The organism is Massilia sp. Mn16-1_5 (assembly GCF_004798585.1).
Taxonomy (GTDB): domain Bacteria; phylum Pseudomonadota; class Gammaproteobacteria; order Burkholderiales; family Burkholderiaceae_D; genus Telluria.
The window spans coordinates 349,587-373,673 of sequence record NZ_PPXQ01000002.1; the positions used below are offsets into that span (position 1 = coordinate 349,587).

The following is a 24,087-nucleotide window of genomic DNA, read 5'->3' on the forward strand; positions in this document are numbered from 1 at the left end:
CATGGAGAACAATACGCAGATGGTGATCGGCGCGACGCCGCGCCACATCCGCATGCACGAGAACGACAACGTCGCCATCGTGGCCAACGACGGCGGGCTGCCGGCCGGAACCGCGTTTCCCGACGGCCTGGTCCTGGCGGGACACGTACCGCAAGGGCACAAGGTGGCCTTGCGCGCCATCCCGGCGGGAAGCCCGATCGTGCGCTACAACGTCCGCATCGGCCACGCGCTGCGCGACATCGGGCAGGGCGCCTGGGTCGAGGAGTCGCTGGTCGGCCTGCCGCCCGCGCGCAGCCTCGACGACTTGCCACGGCCGGCAAGTCCGCCCGCGCCCTTGCCGCCGCTGGAAGGCCATACTTTCGAAGGCTACCGCAATGAGGACGGCTCCGTCGGCACCCGCAACATCCTTGCGATCAGCACTACCGTGCAATGCGTGAGTGGCGTGGTGGATTTCGCGGTCAAACGCATCCGCGAGGAGCTGCTGCCGAACTACCCGAACGTGGACGACGTGGTCGCGATCGAGCATGCCTACGGCTGCGGCGTCGCCATCGATGCGCCCGGCGCCGACATTCCGATCCGCACCCTGCGCAATATCGCGAAGAACCCGAACTTCGGCGGGCGCGTCATGACCGTCAGCCTGGGCTGCGAGAAGCTGCAGCCGGCGCGCCTGTTCCCGCAGAGGAGCATCCCGATCCAGGGTGCGTCCGGGCCGGACGTCGTCTGCCTGCAGGACAGCGCGCATGTCGGCTTCCACTCGATGATCGAGTCGATCATGGCGACCGCGGAGCGGCACCTGGCCCAGCTCGACCGGCGCCGCCGCGAGACCTGTCCGGCTTCAAGCCTGGTGGTCGGCGTGCAGTGCGGCGGCAGCGATGCCTTCTCGGGCGTGACCGCCAACCCGGCCGTCGGCTTCGCCAGCGACCTGCTGGTGCGGGCCGGCGCGGCCGTGATGTTTTCGGAAGTGACCGAAGTGCGCGACGGGATCGACCAGCTGACCGCGCGCGCCGCCAACGAGGAATTGGCCCAGGCCATGATCCGCGAAATGGCCTGGTACGACGCCTATCTGCAACGCGGCGGGGTCGATCGCAGCGCCAACACGACGCCCGGCAACAAGAAGGGCGGACTGGCCAACATCGTCGAGAAGGCGATGGGCTCGATCATCAAGTCCGGCACCAGCCCGATTACGGGCGTGCTGTCGCCCGGCGAGAAGCTGGCCGGGAAGGGCTTGATCTATGCCGCCACGCCGGCCAGCGACTTCGTCTGCGGCACCCTGCAGCTGGCCGCGGGCATGAACGTCCACGTGTTCACCACCGGGCGCGGCACGCCCTACGGCCTGGCTGCGGTACCGGTCGTGAAGGTGGCGACGCGCGACGACCTGGCACGCCGCTGGCACGACCTGATGGACGTGAATGCCGGCCGCATCGCCACCGGCGAGGCGACGATCGAGGAGCTGGGTTGGGAGCTGTTCCAGTTCATCCTGGATGTCGCCAGCGGACGCAAGAAAACCTGGGCCGAGCACTGGCGGCTGCACAACGCCCTGGCCCTGTTCAACCCGGCGCCGATCACCTGAACCCGGCCGCTTTCCCCTTTCCCGTTTTGTAGCACCCACACACAATCAGGAGACAACAATGAACGCTAAAAAAATATTGCTGGGCCTTGTCATGGGGATGTCGGTGGCGCTCGGGGCGCAGGCCGGCTATCCGGAGCGGACCATCACGGCGGTGGTGCCCTTTCCGCCGGGCGGCTCGACCGATGCGATCGCGCGCGCGATCGGGCCGAAGATCACGGCGCGCCTGGGCCAACCCTGGGTCGTCGACAACCGCCCCGGTGCCACCGGCGCCATCGGCGCGGCCATGGTCAAGCGTTCGGCACCGGACGGCTACACCTTGCTGGTGGCATCGATCGGCGTGTATGCGGTCAATCCCTGGCTGCAGAGGAAATTGCCTTACGATCCGGCCAGGGACTTCGACCTGCTGACGGTCGCGGTGCGGGCACCGAATGTGCTGGTGGTGAACCCGAACCTGCCGGTCAACTCGCTTCCCGAGATGATCGCCCACCTGAAGAAACATCCCGGCAAGGTGACCTTCGCGTCTGCAGGGAATGGCACCTCGGATCACCTGACGGCCGAACTGTTCTGGCAAAAGAGCGGCACCACGGCCCTGCACGTGCCCTACAAGGGCGGCGCCCCGGCGCTGACCGACCTGCTCGGCGGCCAGGTCGACGCCTCGTTCATGAACATCAATACCGTGCTCCCTTATATCAAGGCCGGCAGGCTGAAGGTGCTGGCCGTGACGGGCGATGGACGCGCCGCCGTGCTGCCGAAGGTGCCGACCCTGGGTGAAGAGGGTGTGCACGGCGTCGACATCTTTTCCTGGCAGGCCGTGGCCGCGCCGAAAGGCCTGCCGAAGGACGTGAAGGTCAAGCTCCACGACGCGGTCGTCGCGGCCCTGAACGAGCCCGACATCAAGGGCAAGCTGGTGGAGCAGGGCTTCGAGGTCGTCGCCAACAGCCCGGAACAGTTCGAAAAGTTCCTGGCGGTCGAACTGGCGCGCTGGAAGAACGTCATCGAAGTGGGCAAAATCACGGCCGACTGAGCAACTGCTTACGCCGGTCTCGTCTCCGTGCCGGCGCCGCGCGTGATGTGCAGCATGCGGCTCGGCGCCCGCACCTTCGCCGTATGCCAGACGCCCCGCGGCACCACGACGGCGCCGCTGCCGTTCAGGGCGATCGTGACGACGTTCGTGCCCTGCTCGAGCAGGAGGTCGACGGCGCCCGACAGCAGGTAGACGAATTCGTCGCCCTGCGGGTGCATCTCCCAGCTCGGCCAGTCCTCGGTAAACGCGAATTCGCTGACCAGCCAGCCCTGGCCGTGTTGTGCCAGCTCGGATGCGGGCAGCTGCCAGAAGGTATCCGCCGGCAGCGCCAAGGCCTCGCCGTCGTCGGCAAGGCGGACGTAGGTGTGTTGGGGGTGCAGGGGCATGAGGTCTCCGGTCGCAGTGTCGGGTACGTCCATCCTATCAGCCGATGGCGCAGGTACGAAAGCCCGCGAAGATGTCGTCCCGTTCGGGCGTATAGAAATTGCGGAAACGCGGGGAGCGCAGGCGCGGCGGCGTTGCGAAGGACGCGCCGCGCAAGGTCTGGCGCGTGCCGAACCAGGGCGCGGAATATTCGCGGTAGCGGTCGGCGCTGAAGCCCGGGTAGGGCAGGAAGGGCGAGGCCGTCCATTCCCACAGCTGGCCCCAGCGGAACCCGGGTTCGCCGGCGCAGGCGGCGAATTCCCATTCTTCCTCCAGCGGCAGGCGCCGTCCGGCCCAGCTGCAATAGGCCTGGGCTTCGTACAGGCTCACGTGGCGCACCGGCGCGTCCGCATCGAGTGCCAGGCCGCGTCCGAAGTGGACCTCATCCCAGTCGCCATCCTCGTGCCGCCGCCAGTAGCGCGGCGCCCTGCGCCCCGTTTGCGCCAGCCATGCGCGGCCTTCTTCGCTCCAGTACTGCGGTCTGTTGTAGCCGTCGGCGTGCACGAAGCGCAGAAAGTCCTCGTTGGTGACCAGGCCGGCGTCGATCGTGAACGGCGCGACATGGCAGTGAGTGGCCGGTCGCTCGTTGTCGAACACGAAGCCACTCGATTGCTCGCCGCCGCGCAGGAAGTCGCCGCCGATAAAGGCGATCTCGCCGGCTGCCGGCGCCTTGGCCGGGAACGATAGCGGCGCGGCCACGCCCAGCGTCTGCATGGTGTAGAGCAGGGCTTCGCCGTGCATGTCCTCGTGCGCCAGCGCCAGGCGGTAGGGATAGAGCGCGGTATCGTCCCCGGGTGTGTGCGCCAGCCGCTCGCGTATCGCCTCCAGCACGTCGCGGCAGTAGGTCCCGAGCGCGTCCGGGGAGGGCAGGTCGAGTGTCCAGCGCGCGTCGTGACCTACCGTGTTCGAATCGAAGAGTGCGTCGCCGTGCGCCAGCAGCGATGGACCGCAAGCGTCTCCCGGCCGGGTGCCGCGCGCCTCGCGCAGGACGAACCATTCGGCGAACCAGGCGACATGCCCAAGTTCCCACAGAGGTGGGTTGAGGATTGGCAGGCATGGTAGCTGCGCGGGCCGGTCGTAGCCGGCTGCGGCCAGGGCGTCGAACAGGGCCAGCGTGTGGCGGCGCGCGTCCTGCAGGGCGGTGTCGAGGGTTGCCGCATCCATCCGGCGAAATCCACTGGGATCGTATTTCATGCGCCTATTTTACGGTGAATGCGTGTTCTTCCGTAGCGCCGGGAAAGGGTTGATAAATACCGGAAATATATTCTTATGAGTAACCATTTGTCGGAAAAATTTACAACTGATCAGATTCGATCCTTACTCATCTTGCATATGCCCCGTATTTACAATTGGCATAAGTATTGCTGCGCAGTCGAAGCCAGCATTGGCAGACAACTAAAGGGAGACAACCGTGTCAAAAACGAAAAGAATCGCCTGTGCCGCTGCGATTGCCTTGTCGGTCGCCGGACATGCAGCAGCTGACCCCATCGTCCTCACCTTCGAAGGAATCGCCGACCGCGCCTCGGTCAACGATTTCTATAACGGCGGCACGGATTCCAGCGGCAGGCGTGGCACCAATTACGGAATCAATTTCTCGAGCCTCAGCCTGGCCACGATCGACGCCGAAGCCGGGGGCACTGGCAACTTCGCCAACGAACCGTCGGCGAATACGGTCGTCGCCTTCCTGCAGGGGAACGCCGTGACGATGAATGTCGCGGCCGGCTTCGATACGGGCTTTTCCTTCTTCTACAGCAGCAAGGAAAACGGCTTCATCGACGTCTACGACGGCTTGAATGGGAGCGGGAACCTGCTCGCCTCGATCGAGCTCGACGACAATATCGACGCCTGCGCGGGCGATCCGACGGGAGAATATTGCCGCTGGACCCCGATCGGCGTCAGCTTCGCCGGCATCGCCCGCTCGGTTGACTTCCGCGGCGCCACCAACAACATCGGCTTCGACAACATCACGCTGGGCAGTTTCACGCCGGGCCTTCCCACCGTGCCCGAGCTGCCCGGCGATCCGGATGACCCCGGCAATCCCGGCGACCCGGGCACGCCAGGCAACCCGGCCGAGGTGCCGGAGCCCGCGACGCTGGCGCTGACGGCGATCGGCCTGGCGGCAGTGCTGGCGCCGCGCCGCCGTCGCCAGGCGGTTTAAGATCGTCCTGCGTGCATGCGGGCTGGCCGATGGCCTGCATGCCGCACAACAAATATTTGTACAAATACAGATTCCCGGCGAAAATCATGGATCGCCCGGCGTCCTGCAATCACAACACATTCCATGAAGCACTCCCACAATTGGCGCGACCGCATGCGCGTCGAATTCTCCGACTGGCAGCTCTGGTCGGGCCGCGCGGTCGTCGTCGCCCTGGCCGTACTGGCCGGCCTCTCCATCGTCGCCTTCACTTGGCTGTCGGAGCTCACGGCCGACCTGTTCGACATCATGCGCCTGGTCCTCTGGTGGAGCCCGCTGGTGTGGACGCCGCTGTGCACGGCCGGCCTGGTCTGGCTGACGCGCCGTTATGCCCCGGGCGCGGCCGGCTCCGGCATTCCGCAGGTGATGGCGGCGCTCGATCCGGCGCTGCCGCCCGAAAAGCGCGGGCTGTTCGTGTCGCTCAAGCTCAGCCTGGCGAAGGTCGGGCTGACCGCGGGCGGCCTGCTGGCCGGCCTCTCGATCGGACGCGAAGGCCCCTCGGTGCAGATCGCGGCCGGCGTCATGCTGCAGGCGCGGCGCCTGCTGCCGCGGCGGGCGCAGGTCCACGTCAACGTGCACGGCATGCTGGTGGCGGGCGGCGCGGCCGGCATCGCGGCGGCCTTCAACACGCCGCTGGCGGGCGTCATGTTCGCCATCGAGGAACTGGCGCGCGCTCCCGAACAGAGGAACAGTGGCCTGATCATCAGCGCGATCGTGCTGGGCGGCCTGGTCGCCGTCTCGGCGCATGGGAACGCCACCTATTTCGGCTTCATCCACATCGGCACGCTCGGCATGACGCTGCTGCTTCCCGGCCTGGTGGTGGCGCTGTGCACGGGCATCGCCGGAGGCCTGTTCTCGCGCCTGATGATCGCCTCGACTGCCGGCACGGGCCTGGATTTCATGAGCCGCTTGCGCGCGCGCCGGCCCGTCGTGTTCGCCGGCGTCTGCGGTTTCGTCGTCGCCGTGATCGGCCTGGTGACAAGCGGCGCCACCTTCGGCTCAGGCTATGCGCCTACGAAATCCATGGTCGACGGCGTCGCCACCATGCCGATGCTGTACGCGCTCTTCAAATTCCTGGCCACCTGGCTGAGCACCTGGTCCGGCGTGCCGGGCGGGATCTTCGCGCCTTCGCTGGCAATCGGCGCGGCGCTCGGCAACGACGTGGCCGTCGCCTTCTTCCAGACCCAGGCGCCGGCCCTGATCGCACTCGGCATGGTGGGCTTCCTGGCGGCCGCGACCCAGGCGCCGCTGACGGCCTTCATCATCGTGATGGAGATGGTGGACGGCCACGCCATGGTGCTGAGCCTGATGGCCTGCGCGCTGGTGGCCAGCATGATCGCGCGCATCATCAGTCCGCCGCTGTATCCGTCGCTGGCGCGCATGCAGCTGGGGCGCGCCGGGATGGCGTGATGCGGCCTGCCGGCACCTCTGCTATGCTGGAAGGTCCTCGACAAGAACGGATCGTCATGACAGGAACAACGCATTCGCAGGCCGGCTTCACCGATCATTGGGTTACGCAAGGGGAGGGCCGGCTCTTTGTCCGCACCTGGCAAGGCCGCGACGACACGCTGGCCCCGATCGTGCTGCTGCACGACTCGCTCGGCAGCGTCGCCCTGTGGCGCGATTTTCCCGCGCGGCTGGCGGCAGGGACGGGACGCAGCGTCGTGGCCTACGACCGCCTCGGCTTTGGCGAATCCAGCCCGCGCACGGACGTGCTGACGACTTCGTTCGTCGGCGACGAGGCCGCAAACGGCTTCGCGGCCGTGCGCGAACAGCTCGGCATTCGCCAGTTCGTCGTATTCGGCCACAGCGTCGGCGGCGCGATGGCGATCCACTGCGCGGCGCGCTACCCGGAGGCTTGCGAAGCCTTGATCACCGAATCGGCGCAGGTCTTCGCCGAAGAGACGACCTTGGCGGGCATCCGCGTGGCGAAGGCGCAGTTCGCCGATCCCGAGCAGATGGGCCGTCTGGAGAAGTACCACGGCAGCAAGGCGCAATGGGTGCTCGATGCCTGGACCGGCACCTGGCTGTCGGCGCCGTTCGCGTCCTGGACGCTGAAGGAGGTGCTGCCGCAGGTCGGCACGCCGACGCTGGCGATCCACGGCGGCGACGACGAGTACGGGACGACCCTGCACCCGCGCCTGATTGCCGAATGGAGCAGGGCCGAGGTGCAGGTCGCGATCATGCAGGAGGCGCACCACCTGCCGCACCGCGAAGCGCCGGACCAGGTCGTCGCCCTGGTCCGTGACTTTCTTACGTCCCTGTAGACTGCGCGGCGCGGCCAGCCAGCAGCGCCACGCCGGCCGCGGTCACCAGCACCGCGGCGCTGGCGCCGAAGGTGGCGCGGTAGCCGAAGCCGTCGAACAGCAGTCCGCCCACGGTCGCGCCCAGCGCGATCGCCAGCTGTACCACCGCCACCATCAGCCCGCCGCCGGCTTCGGCATCCTGCGGCAGGGTTGTCGCGAGCCAGGTCCACCAGCCGACCGGGGCCGCCGTACCGACCAGGCCCCAGACCGCGAGCAGCAGGGCGGTAACAAAAGGCGAGGCGCCGAACAGCATCAGCGCGACACCGATCGCCGCCATCAGCAGCGGAATCGTCACCAGCGTCTTGTACAGGCCATCCTTGAGGAAGGCGCCGATCACGCTGGTGCCGATGAAGCCGGCCACGCCGATCACGAGCAGCATCAGCGAGGTCGTCGCCGCGCTCGCATGCGTCACCGTCTCGAGGAAAGGACGCAGATAGGTGAACAGCGCGAACTGCCCCATGAAGAACAGGCTGACGCCGGCCATGCCGAGGGCGACCGCGGGCCGCTTGAGCAGGGTGAACACGTTGGCGCCGCCTGGCGCGCGTTCGGCCGGCATGGCAGGCAGGCTGACCCACTTCCAGGCCAGCGCCAGCACCGCCACCGGAATCAGGGCGAAGAAGGCGCCGCGCCAGCCGACGATCGAGCCGAGGAAGCTGCCCAGGGGCGCCGCCACCACGCTCGCCAGCGCGTTGCCGCCGTTGACAATGGCCAAGGCTTTGGGCACCTGCTCGCCCGGCACCAGGCGCATGGCGATCGCCGCCGACATCGACCAGAAGCCGCCGATCGCCACGCCGATGAAGGCGCGGCCCGCTATGAAGCTCCAGTAGTTCGGCGCGAACGCGGCCACGCTGCCCGAGACGATCATCAGCAGCGTCAGCGCCAGCAGCAGGATCTTGCGATCGAGCCTGCCGGCCAGCCTGGCAAGCGACAGGCTGGTGGCGAGCGCGAAGGCGCCGGAGACGGCGATCGACTGCCCGGCCTGGCCTTCGCTGACGTGCAGGTCGGAGGCGATGGCCGTCAGCAGGCTGACGGGCATGAACTCGGAAGCGACCAGCACGAAGGCGCCCAGGGACAGCGCGAATACACCGCCCCACGCCGCCGGCAGATTGGCGCCGGCGGTGCTTGCAACAGGACTCTGCATCGTCTTACGCCGCAGCCAGGGTCGCGCTGTCGATCACGAAACGGTACTTCACGTCGCCCTCGAGCATGCGCTCGTAGGCGGCGTTGATCTCGTCGGCCCGGATCATCTCGATGTCGGCGACGATGCCGTGCTCGGCGCAGAAGTCGAGCATCTCCTGGGTTTCCGGGATCCCGCCGATCATCGAGCCGGCCAGCGCGCGGCGCTTCATGATCAGGTTGAACACTTGCGGCGACGGGTGCGGAGACGAGGGCGCGCCGACCAGCACCATGGTGCCGTCGCGCTTGAGCAGCGAGAGGTAGGCGTCGAGGTCGTGCGGCGCGGCCACCGTGTTGACGATCAGGTCGAGCTTCTTCGCCTGCGCCGCCATCGCATTGGCATCGCGCGAGACGACGACTTCATGCGCGCCCAGCGCTTCGGCATCCTGGCGCTTGCTTTCCGAGGTCGTGAAGGCGACCACGTGCGCGCCCATCGCACGGGCCAGCTTAATGCCCATGTGACCGAGGCCGCCGATGCCGACGATGCCCACCGTCTTGCCGGGACCGGCATTCCAGTGGCGCAGCGGAGAGTAGGTGGTGATGCCGGCGCACAGTAGCGGCGCGACCGCGGCCAGCTGTTCTTCCGGATGGCCCACGCGCAGCACGAAGCGCTCGTGGACGACGATCTGTTCCGAGTAACCGCCCAGGGTGTGGCCGGGCGCGTCATTGGTGGCGCCATTGTAGGTGCCGACCATGCCGTCGCAGTAGTTCTCGAGGCCGTCCTCGCAGTCGGCGCAGTGCCGGCAGCTGTCGACCATGCAGCCGACGCCGACCAGGTCGCCGACTTTGTATTGGGTAACGTGTTCGCCGATTGCCGAGACGCGGCCGACGATTTCGTGGCCCGGCACGCAGGGGAAGAGGGTGCCGGCCCATTCGGCGCGCACCGTGTGCAAGTCGGAGTGGCAGACGCCGCAATAGGCGATGTCGATCTGGACGTCGTGGTGACCCGGTGCGCGGCGGGTGATGTCCATCGATTCGAGGGGCTTGTCGGCGGCGTAGGCGCCGTAGGCTTTGACGGTCATGAATGTTTTCCTTGAAAGAGTTGCGCCACCGACGCGGACTAGGCGGACGTGGCGGGACAGGTCGCCATCTTAAGGGCAAAAGCGGGGGCAAAACGGGGCGGAAATTGCTTGGGCTTATGAATGCCATTCATGAATGGAGGCGGTTTTTCAGATTGTGGAGTACTGAATTGCGGTGCAATTGCGCAGCGGGACGATACGCGGGGCCGTCCCGCGCCGCGCACCGCTAAGCGCGAACCACAGGGGCACCGCGATTGTCTTAACTAGACCGGCTATCCAATACGCCGCACGGTGGTACTGGAGGAAAGCGAATGAATTTGCTGCAGGCGATCGACGATCCGTCGGCGCTACGCCGCCTGCCGCGCGAGCAGCTCGACGCGCTGGCCCGGCAGTTGCGCCAGTTCCTGCTCGAATCGGTGGCGCGTACCGGCGGCCACCTCTCGTCCAACCTCGGTACCGTCGAGCTAACGATCGCGCTGCATTACGTGTTCGACACCCCGCGCGACCGCATTGTCTGGGACGTGGGGCACCAGAGCTATGGCCACAAGGTACTGACGGGCAGGCGCGAGCGGATGCACACGCTGCGCCAGCTGGGCGGCATCTCCGGCTTTCCGCGCCGTAGCGAGAGCGTCTACGACACCTTCGGCACCGCGCACTCGTCGACCTCGATTTCGGCCGCGCTCGGCATGGCCCAGGCGGCCAGGCTGCGCGGCGAGGACCGGCATGCGGTGGCCGTCATCGGCGATGGCGCGATGAGCGCCGGGATGGCCTACGAGGCCCTGAACAATGCCGGTATCGCCGGCGACCTGCGCCTGCTGGTGATCCTGAACGACAACGACATGTCGATCTCGCCCGCGGTCGGCGCGCTGAGACACTATCTGGCGCGCCTGTCCTCACACCGCGCGGCCGCGGCGGCCACGGTATTCGAGCAGTTCGGCTTCGACTACACCGGACCGATCGACGGCCACGACCTCGACGCGCTGGTGCCGGCGCTGGAAAAGCTGCGCGAACGCACCGGCCCGCAGTTCCTCCACATCGTCACGAAGAAGGGGCAGGGCTACAAGCTGGCCGAGGCCGAACCGACCCGCTACCACGGCACGGGGAAATTCGATCACGCGCTCGGCTTGCCGGCTTGCGCTTCAGCGGCCAAGCCGAGCTACACCGAAGTGTTCGGCGGGTGGCTGTGCGACATGGCAGCAGTCGATCCGCAGCTGGTCGGCATCACCCCAGCGATGCGCGAGGGTTCGGGCCTGGTCCGCTTCGAGCAGCTGTACCCGGAGCGCTATTTCGACGTCGGCATCGCCGAGCAGCACGCCGTCACCTTCGCGGGCGGCCTTGCGGCTGAGGGCATGAAGCCGGTGGTGGCGATCTATTCGACGTTTCTGCAGCGCGCCTATGACCAGCTGATCCACGACGTGGCGTTGCAGGACCTCGACGTCAGCTTTGCCATCGACCGCGCCGGCCTGGTCGGGGCGGACGGCGCGACCCATGCCGGCAACTACGACATTGCCTACCTGCGCTGCATCCCGAACATGGTCCTGATGGCCGCGTCCGACGAAAACGAATGCCGCAGGATGCTCAGCACGGCCTACCGCTACCCAGGGCCGGCGGCGGTGCGCTTCCCGCGCGGCAGCGGACCCGGTGTGGCGGTGCAGCAGGCCCTGGACGAGATCCCCTTCGGCCGCGGCGAGCTCCGGCACGAGGGCCGCGGCACCGCCATCCTCGCCTTCGGCGCGATGCTGGCGCCGAGCCTGGCCGCCGGGAGGACGCTGGGCGCGACAGTGGCGAACATGCGCTTCATCAAGCCGCTCGACACCGAACTGGTGCTGCGCCTGGCACGCAGCCACGCCCAACTGGTGACGGTGGAGGAGGGCTGCCTGATGGGCGGCGCCGGGGCCGCGGTGGCGGAGGCGCTGGCCGCGGCCGGCGTGGTCAAGCCGCTCCTGATGCTGGGCTTGCCCGACGTGTTCGTCGAGCACGGCGATCCGGCCGCCCTGCTGGCCGCGGCCGGGCTCGATGCGGACGGCATCGCCGACGCGATCCGGCGGCGTTTTCCGGAGCAGCAGGGAAGGCGGGTGGCAAATGACAGCTGAGCGCGAACAGGCAGGCGCCGGGCTCGGTGCGTATGTCGCGGATGCTCCCGCGCCCGAGCCGGTGACGGCGCGCAGCTCCTTCCACACGGCGCTGCGCCTGCTGCCGGCGCCGCAGCGCGCCGCGATGGTCGACATTTACGCCTTCTGCCGCGCGGTGGACGACATCGCCGACGGCACCGACCCGGCGCCGGCCAAGCGCGCCGCCCTCGAACGCTGGCGCGCCGACATCCAGGCCTGCTGCGCGGGCGCCGGTCCGGTGCGCCTGGCCGCACTGCAGGGCCACATCGAGACCTTCGGGCTGGCCTGTGCCGACTTCGAGGCCGTGATCGACGGCATGTTAATGGACGCCGGGGCCGCGCCCTTGTGCGCGCCCTCGGCAGACATCCTCGACCTCTACTGCGACCGCGTCGCCAGCGCCGTCGGGCGCCTGTCGGTAAAAGTGTTCGGCGTGCCCGGCCTGGATGGCGTCCTGCTCGCGCACCACCTGGGACGCGCCCTGCAACTCACCAACATCCTGCGCGACATCGACGAGGATGCCGCCATCGGGCGCGTCTACCTGCCGCGCGAGCCGCTGCTGGAGGCAGGCGTCGCCGTGGACGGCGCTTCGGCCGATGCCATCGTCGCCGATCCTGCCCTGGACCATGCCTGCCTGCAGGTCGCGGCCCAGGCGCTGGAACATTTCGAATACGCGCGGCGCGTGATGCGCCATTATCCGGCCTCGCGCGTGCGCACGCCGCGGCTGATGGGCGCGGTCTACCGTGCCTTGCTGGCGCGCCTGTGCACACGCGGCTGGGCCTGTCCGCGCGCGCCGGTCCGCGTTGGCAAGCTGGCGCGGGCGGGGATCCTGCTGCGGCATGCGCTGGTGTAGCGTGGAGGCGAAGCGATGCGCTATTCGGCCTGTGGGGCAATGGGGAAGGAGGGGATCCTGGCCGGTGCGGCCCGCCAGGACACGCAAGCAGCGCGGCTCGCGCGCGCGACCGATACGGCGCTCGCCGCCGTGCTGGAGGAGCAGCGGCCGGACGGCCACTGGGTCTACGAGCTGGAAGCCGATGCCACCATCCCTGCCGAATACGTGCTGATGGTGCACTTCCTCGGCGAGCCGCCCGATGCCGTGCTCGAAGCGAAGATCGGCCGCCACCTGCGCCGGGTCCAGGGCGCGCACGGCGGCTGGCCGCTGTTCCATGGCGGCGCCTTCGATCCCAGCGCCAGCGTGAAGGCCTATTTCGCCCTGAAGATGATCGGCGACCCGGTCGATGCCCCGCACATGGCGCGGGCGCGCGCCGCCATCCTGGCCCACGGCGGGGCCGAGCAGAGCAACGTGTTCACGCGCTTCCTGCTGGCGCTGTACGGCATCGTGCCCTGGGACGCGGTGCCGGCCATGCCGGTCGAGATCGCGCTGCTGCCGGGCTGGTTTCCCTTCCACCTCACGAAAGTCTCGTACTGGACCCGCACCGTGCTCACGCCCCTGCTGGTGCTGGGCGCACTCAAGCCGCGCGCGCGCAACCCGCGCGCGGTCGGCATCGACGAGCTGTTCCTGGCGCCGCCCGAGCAATTGCGCGTGACGGCGCGCGCGCCGCACCAGAGCCGCCTGTGGTTCGCCTTCTTCCGCAGCGTCGAGAGGCAATTGCGCCGCCTCGAGCCGCGCATCCCCGCGCGCCTGCGCCGCCGCGCCATCGAGCGCGCCAGCGCTTTCGTTCGCGCGCGCCTGAATGGCGAACACGGACTGGGCGCCATCTTCCCCGCGATGGTCAACGCGGTGCAGATGCTCGACGCGCTGGGCCTGGAACGCGAAGCGGGCGAATACGCCGGCGCACGTCGGGCGATCGACAAGCTATTGGTCGACCGCGGCGAAGAGGCATACTGCCAGCCCTGTTTCTCGCCGGTCTGGGACACGGCGCTGATGTGCCACGCGCTGTTCGAAGTCGGCACGCAGGAGGCGACCGAGGCGGCCTTGCGCGGCCTCGAGTGGCTGCGGCCGCTGCAGATCCTCGACCTGCACGGCGACTGGAGCCTGAACCGTCCTGGCCTGCGTCCCGGCGGCTGGGCCTTCCAGTACGCGAACGCGCACTATCCGGACGTGGACGACACGGCGGTGGTGGCGATGGCGATGCAGCGCGCCGACCGCGTGTTGAAAGAGCCCAGGTTTGCCGACGCCGTCGAACGCGCGCACGAATGGGTGCTCGGCATGCAGAGCCGCAACGGCGGCTGGGGCGCCTTCGACCCCGACAACACCTGCCGCTACCTCAACAACATTCCTTTCGCCGACCACGGCGCGCTGCTCGACCCGCCGACGGCCGACGTCTCGGCGCGCTGCCTGTCGCTGCTGCTCCAGCTCGACCCGCAGGCCTGCCGCAAGCGCGGCTCGCCCGCGGCGCGCGCGCTCGACTGGCTGCTGTGCGCCCAGGAACCGCACGGCGCCTGGTACGGCCGCTGGGGCATCAACTATGTGTACGGCGTCTGGTCCGCACTGTGCGCGCTCGGCGCGGCGGGCATGGGCATGGACGCGAGGCCGGTCGCGCGCGCGGTCGACTGGCTGCACGCGGTGCAGAATCCGGACGGCGGCTGGGGCGAGGACGGCAGCAGTTACCGCCTCGACTACGCCGGCCACGAACCTTTTCAATCCTTGCCGTCGCAGACCGCCTGGGCGCTGCTCGGCCTGATGGCGGCCGGCGCCGTCGATTCGCCCGCCGTGGCGCGCGGCGTCGACTGGCTGCTCGCACACCAGCGCGAGGACGGCCTGTGGGACGAGGAGCACCATACCGCGACCGGCTTCGAGCGGGTGTTCTACCTGCGCTATCACGGCTACGCGCGCTACTTCCCGCTGTGGACGCTGGCGCGCTACCGCAATCTGCGCGCATCCGGCATCAAACATGTCGGATTCGGCATGTGAAGCCGGACGCCATCCCTCGCTGCGCACCGGTGCTGGTCGTGTGCGGCCTTGCGTTCGAGACGGCCATCGCGGCGGGGCCGGGCGTGGTCGCGGTGCGCGGGCCGGGGCCGGTGCGGGTCGCGGCTGCCATCGAGGCGCTTGCCGGCCATGGCGATGGCTGGGCTGGCATCCTCAGCTTCGGCTGTGCTGGTGCGCTCGATCCGAGCCTGCGGGCGGGCGACTGCGTGGTGGCGTCCCGTGTGGACACGCTGGCTGCCGATCCGGCGTGGACGCAAGCCTTGATGGAGCGCCTGCCGCGCGCCCGCTTCGGAGCCCTGGCAGGACTGGACGCGCCGCTTGCCACCCGCGCTGCCAAGGCGGCGCTATGGCAAGAGAGCGGCGCGCTGGCGGTCGACATGGAGTCGCACGCGGCCGCACTGGCCGCGCGCCGTTTGCAGCTGCCGTTCGCGGCGGTGCGTGTCGTGCTCGACCCGGCCTGGCGTAGCCTGCCGCCATGCGCGCTGGCGGCACTGCGCGAGGACGGCGGCACCGACCTGAAGGCGTTTTTACGCGCATTGACGCCCGGTGACCTGGGCCCACTGGCGCTGCTGGCCCTCGATGCCTGGCGTGCGCGGAGCAGTTTGCGCAGAGTGCATGCCCAGTTGGGCACGGGGCTAGCGCCGTCGCGCAGCCATGCCGCACAGCGCGAATGTCGTTAAACGTAGGGTGGACTCCTGAGTCCACGTGTTGAGCGTACTTAGCCCGCAGCGCGTGGGAACAACCGGTTGTATGTGCGCTCCGGTGCCACGCGTCGCATGCAGCGGGATATGGCGCAAACATGGCCGAGTGCGGCCTCGCTTAAACGACTGCTATCAGGTTGATACCGGCGTGTCATTTCTCCTTCGGCGCGGTCGTGCCCTGGCCAGCCTCATAGTCAGGCAAGGTCTCCGGCTTGTCCTCATCCAGCTTCGACTGCCTCCGCGCCAGATACGCATCGCGCACGAACAGGTACTTGTCGAGCGCCGCCTCTTCCAGCAGGTCGGTCGCGTTCAGGAAGCGCGCGCGGGTGCTGACGAAGTTCACGCCCCACATCACGTTGCGCGCGCGCGGCTCCGCGTAGCTCGTCGGACTGGCGTACTGGTCCACGCCGAAGCCGGCGGCGTCGCGGAAGGTGCTCGGCCCGAACAGCGGCAGTACCAGGTAGGGTCCGCTGGCGACGCCGTAGTGGCCCAGGGTCAGGCCGAAGTCCTGGTCGTGCGTCGGGATCCCGGCCGGGGTGGCGATGTCGAGCACGCCGAGCAGGCCGAAGGTGCTGTTCAGGGCGAAGCGCATCAGGTCGGACATGCCGTCGGCGAAACGCAGCTGGGCGAAGTTGTTGAGCATGACCGGCACGGTGCCGAGGTTGGCGAAGAAATTCGCGATCCCGGTCCGGATCGGCCGCGGTACGACACGGTTGTAGCCGCGCGCGACCGGCTGGGCGATGTTGCGGTCGACGGTGTCGTTGAAGCGCCAGGTGGCGCGGTTCAGCGGCTCGAGCGGGTCCGCGGGATTACGGTCCGGGCCGGTGGCACAGCCAGCGGTGGCGGCCAGCACGCAGGCGGCCGTGGTGCGCAGAATGGTCCGGATGAGGCGTCGGGGGTAGGTGTGCATGCCGGCTCCAGTCATGATCGAGGGTTCAGGAGGAAGAGTGTTCCAGCCCGGCGTCCGTCTTGTGGGCGTTGCCGCGCGGTGTGCCGAGCAGGATGGGCTGGAAGAAGACGGCGCCGATCAGGGTGCAGACCAGGGCCAGCACCAGCAGGGCGCCCATGCTGGCGGTGCCCGGATGGTGCGAGAGCCACAGGCTGCCGAAGGCGGTGCCGGTGGTGGCCGCGCTCAGGATAATGGCCTCGGTCAGGCCCTGTTCCAGCAGGGCCGCCTGGCCCGCGCGCCAGGCCATCACGTAGTAGATCTTGAAGGCGACGCCGACGCCCAGCAGCAGCGGCAGCGCGATGATGTTGGCGAAATTGAGCGGCATGTCGAGCAGCACCGTCGCCTCGAGCGTGACCAGGCCCGAGACCAGCAGCGGCACCATGGTCAGCAGCACGTCGCCAAAGCGCCGGAACGCGAGCCACAGCAGCAGCGAGATCGTCGCCACGGCCAGCAGCGCGGCCTGGACGAAGGCGTCGACGATCAGGTCGGCCGCCCCCATGATCGAGATCGGTCCGCCGCTGGCATCGGGTGCGACCCGCTGCACGGCCTGCGCGAAGCGGCGCAGCAGGACGTCGTCGCGCACCGGGTCCCCGCTACCCGCGCCCTCGGGACGGCGCGGGCTGGCGTCGACCAGCGCGCGGCCGTCGGCGGCGATCCAGTTGCGCCGCAGTTCCGCCGGGAGCGAGGCCAGCGTCACCGCTTCGGGGCGCAGGGCCTGGCGCAAGGCATCGAGCGCGAGCCTGAGCGGCAACGCCAGCGCCAGCTCGGCACGCTCGCGGGTGGCCGTATCGGCGCGCGCCAGCGCCGCCAGCGCGCGCGACAGGCGCTGGGCCGCCAGCGCCCCGGCACCGGGGTGGTCGAGCGCGGCATTGCGCAGCGCAAGCGCGGCCGCGCGCAGGGCCGCGACGCGCGCGGTGTCCGGCGCCGGCAGTAGCTGCGCCTGCTCCAGTACCGGCAGCAGGGCGTCTGCTGCGGCGGCGATCAGCGGGAGCTTGGCGGTTTGCTGCTCGGGCACCAGGCTGGCCGCCGTCATGACGCGCGCCACTTCCGGCAGGCGCTCGATGCGGGCCGCCACCGCTTGCGCCTGCGCCAGCGTGGGGACGAGCACCTGGATGTTGTCGAGGCCAATATCCGTGCTGCGCGACAGCGTCCGCAGCGCCGTCATCGATTCGCTTTGCGGGCTTTTCAGGTGCAGCGGATTGAAGTCGAACTCCAGGTGGCGCAGCAGCGGCAGGCCGGCGATCACCAGGGCCAGCGTGGCCACCAGCAAAGGCTTGCGATGGGCCTGCAGCGCGCGGTCGACCGGGGCCAGCCAGGGGTAGCCGGGGGCGCTGGCGGCGGGGCCGGGCGCGAGCACCTGGATCAGGGCCGGCAGCAGGGTCAGGCAGGAGGGCAGGGCGACGAACAGGATGCCGACGCCGGCGATTTGCCCCAGTTCGGCCACGCCGCGGTAGGCGGTCGGCAGGAAGGAGAGAAAACCGAAGGCGGTGGCGATGGCGGCCAGCGTCAGGGGCAGGCCGATCACCTGCGTGGTCTCATGCAGCGCCTCGGCGGTGACGCCGTGCTGGCGGTGCAGCTCGCGAAAGCGCATGCCGAACTGGATGCCGAAGTCGATGCCGATGCCGACGAACAGGATCGCAAACGCGATCGAGATCAGGTTCAGGGCGCCGACCATCATCAGCCCCAGCGCCGAGGTCAGCACCAGGCCGCCCGCCATGGCCACGCAGACGGCCAGCACCAGCTTGCCCGAGCGCAGGGCGCGCCACAGCAGCCCCAGCACCAGCAGCAGCGAGAGCAGGCTGCCAAATACCGTTCCTTCCTGCAGCGAGGCGAACTCGTCGTCCGACAGCGGAATCGGCCCGGTCAGCGCAATGCCGGCGTGGTAGCGGTCCATCAGGCGCAGTTCGCGCGCCGTGGCGCGGATCGCCTCGGCCGCGGCGGCGCCGGGCATCAGGTCGGCGAAGTCGAGGACCGGCCTGACTTCGACCAGGCTCGACGCCGGGCTATCCTTGGCGGCGCCGGCCAGGTCCTGCCAGGACAGCGCTCCAGGCCGCCCCGCCAGCGCGGCCTCGACCGCGGCGGCGCTGCGCTCCAGCAGCGGCGCCATGCCGGCCAAACTGACCTGGCCGGTCTGCAGCGGCGTGCCGAGCGTCACCGACAGTAGATTGGCCAGCCCGCGCAGCGAGGGATCGTGGGCGAGGGCCTTGAGCAGCGGCCTGGCGTCGCGCAGCTGCGCGGTGAGATCGGTGAGCTCGGGCACGGACAGGTAGAGCAGGCCATTGCGCTGGAAAAAGGGATGGGCCTCGCCCAGGGTGACCGAGTGGAAGCGCTGCGGCTGTTCGCACAGGCGCGCGGCCAGTTCGCGCGCCGCCTGGGCGGCCAGCTCGGGCGCCGGCGCGGACACGACGATGAGGGTGGTGTCGCTGCGCTCGCGGAAGGCGGCGGTTACGGCGGCGTCGCGTTTGGTCCATGGCGCGCCCGGGTCCATTAGGCGGCCGACATCAGTGGTGATGGCGAAGTGATTCGCGGCATATAACCCGGCGCCCAGCACCAGCAGCGCGTACGCGCCGATGACACGCCAGGCATGGCGAACCGAGAGGTGGACGATCCGGGCGATCAGCTTGGTCAGCATACGCGTCAGAGGATGGGCCGGTGCGATACGCCATAGTAGCAAGTACCATCCGGGCAGGCTTCGGCGTATGCTGGCGGTGTCGTATTAAGGCCGCATGCAAGTAAGGAGACCTCATGAAACCGATCATCCTTTCGCTGGCCATGCTGGCGCCGGCCTTGCCGGCCTCATTCGGGGTATTGGTCCCGGCCCATGCCCAACAGACCGAGAGCCAATCACCGCACCAGGCGGTCAAAAGCACCATCGAGCGCGTGATGTCGGCCATCCGGAGCGACCCCGGCGGCCGCGCCGGCGACCCTGATCGGATCTATCAATTGGTCCAGCAACACTTCCTGCCGGCCACCGATTTCGCCCTGACCACCCGCTATGCGGTCGGCGATGCCTGGGCCAGCGCCACGCCGGCCCAGCGCGAGGCGCTGGTCAAGCAGTTCCAGACCCTGCTGGCGCGCACCTTCGCCCTCCAGTTGACCCAGATCCACGAGCAGGACACCCAGTTCACCTACGCGCCCGTGGCGCGCCCCGCGGCGGACGCCAATGACGCCGTGGTCAAGACCAGCGTCCGCACCGAGGGCGAGCGCATGCCGATCGATTACCGCCTGCGCAAGACCGGGGCCGGCTGGAAGATCTACGACATCAACATGATGGGCGCCTGGATGATCCAGGTCTACCGGAAACAGTTCGCGGCCCAGTTGGCGTCCGGCGGAGTCGACGGCCTGATCAAGTACCTGGCCGCCCATAATGCGGCCGTGTGAGGCGGCGCAGTCTTCTGGCTTCGAACCAGTGCCAGGACAGCAAGGCGGGCAGGCCGAGCACGATCTCGCGCATGCGCTTGACCAGGGCCAGCGAGAGCGCGACCTCGCCGCCCACGCCCGCAAGAACGCCGAACAGCAGCACGGCCGCCTCCTGCACCCCGAGCCCGGCCGGGACCAGGAAGCTGGCGTGGCGCGCGGCCTGGGTCAGCGCCTCGATGGCGACCGCGGTGCCCAGGTCGACCGGATGGCCGAGCAGGCGTAGCGCATACCAGGTCTCGAGGCTGCCGAGCAGGTAAGAGAGCAGCTGCCAGCCCAGCGCCCGCAGCAGCGCGCCGTGGCGGCCGAACAGGCGCACGACGGCGGCGTCGAGCCGCGCGCCGTCCAGGTCCGGCGTGCGGGGACCGAGCAGGCGCAGGCGCCAGCGTTCGAGGCGCTGGAAGGGCGCGCCGTGACGCAGCAGCCACCAGGCCAGCAGCGGCAGCGGCAGCGACAGCGCCAGGCCGGTAGCGATCACCCCGACCTGGTGCATGCCCGCGGCGATCTGCGCCATCAGCACAACGCCGAGGCCGCAGAACAGGTAGAGCACGATCATCGTGAGCAGCACCTCGACGATCACGCTGGCGGTGATGGCGGCCGTGTCGGGCAGGCGCGTGCGTACCAGACGCACGCCGACCACTTCGCCGCCCACACCCGCCGCCGGCAGCAGGCGGTTGACGGCTTCTCGCACCGCGGCCACCCAGAGCAGGAAGGGGAAGCCGGGCGCCCGTTCAAGCAGAATCTGCCAGGCGCGCACGTCGAGCATCAGGGTGACGACGCGCAGCGGCACCAGCAGCAGCAAGGTCCAGCCGGCCTGCGCGACGGCGTCCAGCACGGCGTGCCAGCCCTGCCAGGCGACCAGCCCGCACAGCAGGAGCAGACCGGCAAGCGCACCGCCGATGGCCAGCCGGTTCATGCGCCCAGCAGGTCGGCGAAGCCGCCGAAGCGGACGCCTCCCGCGCGCAGGGAGGCACGCGCCGCGGCCACGCGCGGCGAGACCAGGGCGGCGAATTCGTCGGCGTGGCGGTAGCCCGCCATCGAGGCGGCGATTGCCGTGCCCGACGCCAGCGCAGGGTGCAGGTAGAGTTCGCCGACCCCACTTGGGGGCAGACGCGCCAGGGCCGCCAGCAAGGCCTCCTCGTCGAAGCGGCCAGAGAGGCGCAGGCCGAGCAGGTAGTCGTTGTGCGCGATGCCGGCTGCGCGCAGGCGGGCGCGCAGCAGGAGCAAGCATGGCCGCAGCCAGGCCGGCAGCCCGGCTTCGTAGGGCAGCCGCACCGCGCGCAGGCCGAATTCGCGGCCGATGTCGAGGATCAGTGACAACACCGTCGGGTGCAGGTGGAAGTGCTTGTGGGCGTTGACGTGGTCGAGCGCAAGGCCGGTCGCCGCAAAGGCCTCGAACTGGGCGCGGATCTCGGCGGCCAGCTGGCGCCGTACGCGCGGCAGGCAGAAAAAGCGGACGCCGTCCCGCACCATGCGCGTGCCGAAGCGGCCGCTCGCATCGACCAGATCGCGGATACGGCGCGGCGGCAGCACGGCGGCGCCGTCGGCCAGTACCAGGTGCAAGCCGACCCGCAGGCCGGGACAGGCGCGCGCGACGGAAATCGCGTCAACCGCGGCCGGCGCCCCGACCATCAGGCTGGCGGCGCTCAAGACCCCCTCGCGATGGGCGCGCAGCACGGCGCGGTTGACGCTCTCGTGCAGGCCGAAGTCGTCGGCCGTGATGATCAGGCCGGCGCAGTTCATTCCGCTCTCACGCCTGCTCCGCCCCATGGTCGCGCAGGAAGCGGAAGAACTCGACGCCTTCGCGCAGGCGCCGGCGCGTCATCTCCCAGCTGTGCAGCATCTCGCGCACAATTTCCCAGATCTTCGCCGGCCGAAAATAAAAGCTGCGGTAGAACTGCTCGAGGCTGTGGTACATCTCCTGGCTCGACAGGTGCGGATAGTTGAGGGCGGCCAGCTGCACCCCGCTTTCGTTGACCAGGTGGATGGTCTTGTTCGGCGGGATCCATTCGTTTTCCAGCGCCTGTTCATACAATTTGGTGCCCGGATAGGGCGCGGCGAGCGAGACCTGGATCGTGTGCGGATTGATCTCCTTGGCGAAGGCGATCGACTTGGCGATGGTCTCGCGGGTCTCGCCCGGCAGGCCGAGGATGAAGGTGCCGTGCACGGTGATGCCCAGTTCCCGGCAGTCGACGGCGAAGCGGCGCGCGATGTCGGTGCGCAGGCCCTTCTTGATGTTCAGGAGGATCTGGTCGTCGCCCGACTCGTAGCCGACCAGCAGCAGGCGCAGCCCGTTCTCCTTCATGATCTTCAGGGTGGAATAGGGCACGTTGGCCTTGGCGTTGCAGGACCAGGTCACGCCGAGTGCGCCGAGGCCGCGCGCGATCTCCTCGGCGCGCGGCCGGAAGTCGGTAAAGGTGTCGTCGTCGAACATGATCTCCTTCACATCTAGCATGTTCTCCTTGATCCAGCGGACCTCGGCCAGCACGTTTTCCGGCGAGCGGATCCGGTAGCGGTGCCCGCCCACGGTCTGCGGCCACAGGCAGAAGGTGCAGCGCGAGCGGCAGCCGCGCCCGGTGTACAGGGACACGTAGGGGTAGTTCAGGTAGCCGATGAAGTAATTGCGGATGTTCAGGTCGCGCTTGTAGATGGGCGCAACAAAAGGGAGGGCGTCCATGTCCTCGATCATCGGGCGCGGCGGATTGTGGTGGATGCCGCCGTCGGCGTCGCGCCAGCTGATCCCGGCGATATCGGCCAGCGGCCGGCCCTCGGCGATGTCGCGGCAGGTATAGTCGAACTCCTCGCGCGCGACGAAGTCGATGGCGCTGCTGGCCTGCAGCGAAGGGCCGGGATCGACCATGACCTTGGCGCCGACCATGCCGACCAGGGTCGCAGGTGTACGCTCCTTGATCAGTTCCGCGAAGCGGGCGTCGGCCGGGAAGGAGGGGGTGCTGGTATGCATGATGACCAGCTCGTAGTCCCGGGCGATGTCCAGCGTCTGCGCCACCGAGAGGCCGTCGGCGGGGGCGTCGAGCAGGCGGCTGCCGGGCACCAGGGCGGCGGGTTGCGCGAGCCAGGTCGGGTACCAGAAGGAGCGGATCTCGCGCCTGGCCTGGTAGCGCGAGCCGGCGCCGCCGTCGAAGCCGTCGAAGGAGGGCGCTTGCAGGAACAGGGTTTTCATGTCGGTGATTCCTTCATGTTTTCCGGGGCGCGGCGGCCGTCCACGCGTAGCCGGTGTCCGCGCCAGCGCGTCGTGCTGCCGGCGAATGCGCTCAGCCACTCGAGCAGCAGCAGGCAGTCGCGCAGCGCCGCGATCGGCAGCGAAGCAAGGTTCGGCGCTGCGCGCCAGTGCAGCAGCATGCGCGCACACAAGCCCGGCAGCGCCAGCGCCCAGTTCCAGGGCGTCGGCGCCAGCCACAGGCCGAGCGCCAGCATCGGCAGCGTGAAGCTGACGAAGCAGAAGGCATAGCCGGGCGGATTGAGCGAACGGATGGTCTGCATCCAGCGCCGCTCGCGTGCCCATAGTGCGGCCAGGCTGCGTTCGGTGACGTCGGTGCGCACGACCACGTCGGAGAGGATCGTCGCCAGCCCCTGGCGCCGGGTCAGCTCGCCGAGCCAGAAATCGTCGGCCAAGCGGTCCTTCAGTACCTCGAAGCCACCGATCCTGTTGAGCGTCTCGGTACGCAGGGCAATGGTGGCGCCAAAGCCGAAGGCGCTGCTGCCGCCGCGGCTGGCGACGCCGACCGAGGGCGCGAACCAGCTGTCGATGAAGAGCGCCCCCACTCGGCTCCAGAAGCCGCCCGCCGCAACGCCGCGATAAAGGCAGGTGACGATGCCGACGCCGGGCTCGGCCAACGGCGCGGTCACGCGCTCGAGGTAGTCGGGGCCGGCGCCGATGTCGCTGTCGGCCACTACCAGCCACGGGTGGCGCGCCGCCGATCGCATGTTGATCAGGTTGCTCACCTTGAGGTTGCTGCCGTGGATGCGTGGGTCGGCCACCAGCCGGATGTCGACCTCGGGAAAGCGGCGTATCAGGCGCTTCACTACCACGGCGGCGGGATCGCCGGGGTCGCGCACCCCGAATATCAGCTGGTAGCAGGGATGGGTCTGTCGGCACAGGCTGGCGAGGTTGCGCTCCAGGTTGGGCTCGGCGCCGCACAGGGGCTTGAGGACGCTCACCGGGACCGGTTCCGACGCGGTGCCGCGCTGCCAGGTGCGCGGGCGACACAAGAGTGCAGCCAGCGCGTATACCGTGGCCAGCGCGGTCAGCAGCGCTCCGATAAAGGTGACGGCTGCCATCGGCGTCT

The 24,087-nt window shown here is 69.0% G+C and carries 20 protein-coding genes; 10 read left to right on the plus strand and 10 right to left on the minus strand.

Features of this window, described 5'->3' with window-relative positions:
* The first annotated feature begins 1 nt into the window (after position 1).
* Together garD and C2862_RS03675 are read left to right on the plus strand one after the other, a co-directional pair.
* Positions 2-1,570 carry a galactarate dehydratase gene (garD, locus tag C2862_RS03670; protein WP_136218740.1) on the plus strand — a complete coding sequence of 523 codons (1,569 nt, stop codon included), beginning with the start codon at positions 2-4 and terminating at the stop codon, positions 1,568-1,570.
* A 58-nt stretch (positions 1,571-1,628) separates the two neighbouring features.
* Positions 1,629-2,594: a Bug family tripartite tricarboxylate transporter substrate binding protein gene (locus C2862_RS03675; protein WP_373888243.1), complete on the plus strand. Its 966-nt coding sequence runs from the start codon at positions 1,629-1,631 to the stop codon at positions 2,592-2,594.
* A gap of 8 nt (positions 2,595-2,602) precedes the next feature.
* On the opposite strand, the gene C2862_RS03680 is transcribed toward C2862_RS03675, so the two are convergent.
* Positions 2,603-2,980, minus strand: a complete 378-nt coding sequence (locus C2862_RS03680) for a cupin (RefSeq protein WP_136218741.1) — start codon at positions 2,978-2,980, stop codon at positions 2,603-2,605.
* 37 nt (positions 2,981-3,017) lie between these two features.
* Complete coding sequence (gene senA, locus C2862_RS03685; RefSeq protein ID WP_229467275.1) at positions 3,018-4,211, minus strand: selenoneine synthase SenA; 1,194 nt, start codon at positions 4,209-4,211, stop codon at positions 3,018-3,020.
* Positions 4,212-4,428: 217 nt separating this feature from the next.
* Here senA and C2862_RS03690 point away from each other — a divergent pair, with 217 nt between their 5' ends.
* The 3 genes from C2862_RS03690 to C2862_RS03700 all read left to right on the plus strand — a co-directional run bounded on the left by C2862_RS03690 (position 4,429) and on the right by C2862_RS03700 (position 7,478).
* Complete coding sequence (locus tag C2862_RS03690; RefSeq protein WP_136218742.1) at positions 4,429-5,175, plus strand: PEP-CTERM sorting domain-containing protein; 747 nt, start codon at positions 4,429-4,431, stop codon at positions 5,173-5,175.
* Between the two features lie 123 nt (positions 5,176-5,298).
* Positions 5,299-6,621: a chloride channel protein gene (locus C2862_RS03695; protein ID WP_136218743.1), complete on the plus strand. Its 1,323-nt coding sequence runs from the start codon at positions 5,299-5,301 to the stop codon at positions 6,619-6,621.
* Between the two features lie 56 nt (positions 6,622-6,677).
* Positions 6,678-7,478 (plus strand): alpha/beta fold hydrolase, encoded by an 801-nt coding sequence (locus tag C2862_RS03700; protein ID WP_136218744.1) that lies wholly within the window; start codon positions 6,678-6,680, stop codon positions 7,476-7,478.
* Here the strand turns inward: C2862_RS03700 and C2862_RS03705 are convergent.
* Together C2862_RS03705 and C2862_RS03710 are read right to left on the minus strand one after the other, a co-directional pair.
* Positions 7,465-8,658 carry an MFS transporter gene (locus C2862_RS03705; protein WP_136218745.1) on the minus strand — a complete coding sequence of 398 codons (1,194 nt, stop codon included), beginning with the start codon at positions 8,656-8,658 and terminating at the stop codon, positions 7,465-7,467. The genes C2862_RS03700 and C2862_RS03705 overlap by 14 nt on opposite strands.
* A 4-nt stretch (positions 8,659-8,662) precedes the next feature.
* Positions 8,663-9,715 (minus strand): NAD(P)-dependent alcohol dehydrogenase, encoded by a 1,053-nt coding sequence (locus C2862_RS03710; protein WP_136218746.1) that lies wholly within the window; start codon positions 9,713-9,715, stop codon positions 8,663-8,665.
* Between the two features lie 308 nt (positions 9,716-10,023).
* Here C2862_RS03710 and dxs point away from each other — a divergent pair, with 308 nt between their 5' ends.
* From dxs to C2862_RS03730, 4 genes are read left to right on the plus strand one after another with little or no spacing between them, the layout of a single operon-like run.
* The gene (dxs, locus tag C2862_RS03715) at positions 10,024-11,805 is read left to right on the plus strand and encodes a 1-deoxy-D-xylulose-5-phosphate synthase (RefSeq protein ID WP_136218747.1); all 1,782 of its coding nucleotides are present in this window, start codon (positions 10,024-10,026) and stop codon (positions 11,803-11,805) included.
* On the plus strand, positions 11,795-12,673 hold the full coding sequence (gene hpnD / locus C2862_RS03720) for a presqualene diphosphate synthase HpnD (RefSeq protein WP_136218748.1): 879 nt from the start codon (positions 11,795-11,797) through the stop codon (positions 12,671-12,673). The genes dxs and hpnD overlap by 11 nt, the downstream gene beginning before the upstream one ends.
* A 15-nt stretch (positions 12,674-12,688) precedes the next feature.
* Positions 12,689-14,695, plus strand: coding sequence for a squalene--hopene cyclase (gene shc, locus C2862_RS03725; protein WP_136218749.1), 2,007 nt, complete (start codon positions 12,689-12,691; stop codon positions 14,693-14,695).
* Positions 14,692-15,393, plus strand: coding sequence for a squalene--hopene cyclase (locus C2862_RS03730; protein ID WP_168709991.1), 702 nt, complete (start codon positions 14,692-14,694; stop codon positions 15,391-15,393). The genes shc and C2862_RS03730 overlap by 4 nt, the downstream gene beginning before the upstream one ends.
* Before the next feature lie 172 nt (positions 15,394-15,565).
* On the opposite strand, the gene C2862_RS03735 is transcribed toward C2862_RS03730, so the two are convergent.
* A complete protein-coding gene (locus tag C2862_RS03735) occupies positions 15,566-16,324 on the minus strand; it encodes a VacJ family lipoprotein (protein ID WP_136218751.1) in 759 nt (252 codons plus the stop codon).
* Between the two features lie 25 nt (positions 16,325-16,349).
* On the minus strand, positions 16,350-18,995 hold the full coding sequence (locus tag C2862_RS03740) for an MMPL family transporter (RefSeq protein ID WP_136218752.1): 2,646 nt from the start codon (positions 18,993-18,995) through the stop codon (positions 16,350-16,352).
* 113 nt (positions 18,996-19,108) lie between these two features.
* Between C2862_RS03740 and C2862_RS03745 the strand changes: the two genes are divergently transcribed.
* The gene (locus C2862_RS03745) at positions 19,109-19,744 is read left to right on the plus strand and encodes a phospholipid-binding protein MlaC (RefSeq protein ID WP_136218753.1); all 636 of its coding nucleotides are present in this window, start codon (positions 19,109-19,111) and stop codon (positions 19,742-19,744) included.
* On the opposite strand, the gene C2862_RS03750 is transcribed toward C2862_RS03745, so the two are convergent.
* The 4 genes from C2862_RS03750 to hpnI are packed head-to-tail and all read right to left on the minus strand — an operon-like array spanning position 19,710 to position 24,079.
* Positions 19,710-20,696, minus strand: a complete 987-nt coding sequence (locus C2862_RS03750; RefSeq protein ID WP_136218754.1) for a lysylphosphatidylglycerol synthase domain-containing protein — start codon at positions 20,694-20,696, stop codon at positions 19,710-19,712. The two genes, C2862_RS03745 and C2862_RS03750, sit on opposite strands and share 35 nt — an antisense overlap.
* Complete coding sequence (gene hpnK / locus C2862_RS03755; RefSeq protein ID WP_136218755.1) at positions 20,693-21,523, minus strand: hopanoid biosynthesis-associated protein HpnK; 831 nt, start codon at positions 21,521-21,523, stop codon at positions 20,693-20,695. Before hpnK ends, C2862_RS03750 begins: the two co-directional genes overlap by 4 nt.
* Positions 21,524-21,530: 7 nt before the next feature.
* Positions 21,531-22,961 carry a hopanoid biosynthesis associated radical SAM protein HpnJ gene (hpnJ, locus tag C2862_RS03760; protein ID WP_136218756.1) on the minus strand — a complete coding sequence of 477 codons (1,431 nt, stop codon included), beginning with the start codon at positions 22,959-22,961 and terminating at the stop codon, positions 21,531-21,533.
* The gene (hpnI, locus tag C2862_RS03765) at positions 22,958-24,079 is read right to left on the minus strand and encodes a bacteriohopanetetrol glucosamine biosynthesis glycosyltransferase HpnI (RefSeq protein ID WP_136218757.1); all 1,122 of its coding nucleotides are present in this window, start codon (positions 24,077-24,079) and stop codon (positions 22,958-22,960) included. Before hpnI ends, hpnJ begins: the two co-directional genes overlap by 4 nt.
* Between the last annotated feature and the right edge of the window lie 8 nt (positions 24,080-24,087).

Excerpts from the sequence above, each read along its gene's own strand:
- C2862_RS03740 (WP_136218752.1), bottom strand. The coding sequence starts at position 18,995 with ATGCTGACCAAGCTGATCGCCCGGATCGTCCACCTCTCGGTTCGCCAT.
- garD (WP_136218740.1), top strand. The coding sequence starts at position 2 with ATGGAGAACAATACGCAGATGGTGATCGGCGCGACGCCGCGCCACATC.
- C2862_RS03695 (WP_136218743.1), top strand. The coding sequence starts at position 5,299 with ATGAAGCACTCCCACAATTGGCGCGACCGCATGCGCGTCGAATTCTCC.
- C2862_RS03675 (WP_373888243.1), top strand. The coding sequence starts at position 1,629 with ATGAACGCTAAAAAAATATTGCTGGGCCTTGTCATGGGGATGTCGGTG.
- C2862_RS03710 (WP_136218746.1), bottom strand. The coding sequence starts at position 9,715 with ATGACCGTCAAAGCCTACGGCGCCTACGCCGCCGACAAGCCCCTCGAA.
- C2862_RS03750 (WP_136218754.1), bottom strand. The coding sequence starts at position 20,696 with ATGAACCGGCTGGCCATCGGCGGTGCGCTTGCCGGTCTGCTCCTGCTG.
- hpnK (WP_136218755.1), bottom strand. The coding sequence starts at position 21,523 with ATGAACTGCGCCGGCCTGATCATCACGGCCGACGACTTCGGCCTGCAC.
- C2862_RS03705 (WP_136218745.1), bottom strand. The coding sequence starts at position 8,658 with ATGCAGAGTCCTGTTGCAAGCACCGCCGGCGCCAATCTGCCGGCGGCG.
- dxs (WP_136218747.1), top strand. The coding sequence starts at position 10,024 with ATGAATTTGCTGCAGGCGATCGACGATCCGTCGGCGCTACGCCGCCTG.
- C2862_RS03735 (WP_136218751.1), bottom strand. The coding sequence starts at position 16,324 with ATGCACACCTACCCCCGACGCCTCATCCGGACCATTCTGCGCACCACG.
- shc (WP_136218749.1), top strand. The coding sequence starts at position 12,689 with ATGCGCTATTCGGCCTGTGGGGCAATGGGGAAGGAGGGGATCCTGGCC.
- C2862_RS03700 (WP_136218744.1), top strand. The coding sequence starts at position 6,678 with ATGACAGGAACAACGCATTCGCAGGCCGGCTTCACCGATCATTGGGTT.
- hpnI (WP_136218757.1), bottom strand. The coding sequence starts at position 24,079 with ATGGCAGCCGTCACCTTTATCGGAGCGCTGCTGACCGCGCTGGCCACG.
- C2862_RS03680 (WP_136218741.1), bottom strand. The coding sequence starts at position 2,980 with ATGCCCCTGCACCCCCAACACACCTACGTCCGCCTTGCCGACGACGGC.
- hpnD (WP_136218748.1), top strand. The coding sequence starts at position 11,795 with ATGACAGCTGAGCGCGAACAGGCAGGCGCCGGGCTCGGTGCGTATGTC.
- C2862_RS03745 (WP_136218753.1), top strand. The coding sequence starts at position 19,109 with ATGAAACCGATCATCCTTTCGCTGGCCATGCTGGCGCCGGCCTTGCCG.
- senA (WP_229467275.1), bottom strand. The coding sequence starts at position 4,211 with ATGAAATACGATCCCAGTGGATTTCGCCGGATGGATGCGGCAACCCTC.
- hpnJ (WP_136218756.1), bottom strand. The coding sequence starts at position 22,961 with ATGAAAACCCTGTTCCTGCAAGCGCCCTCCTTCGACGGCTTCGACGGC.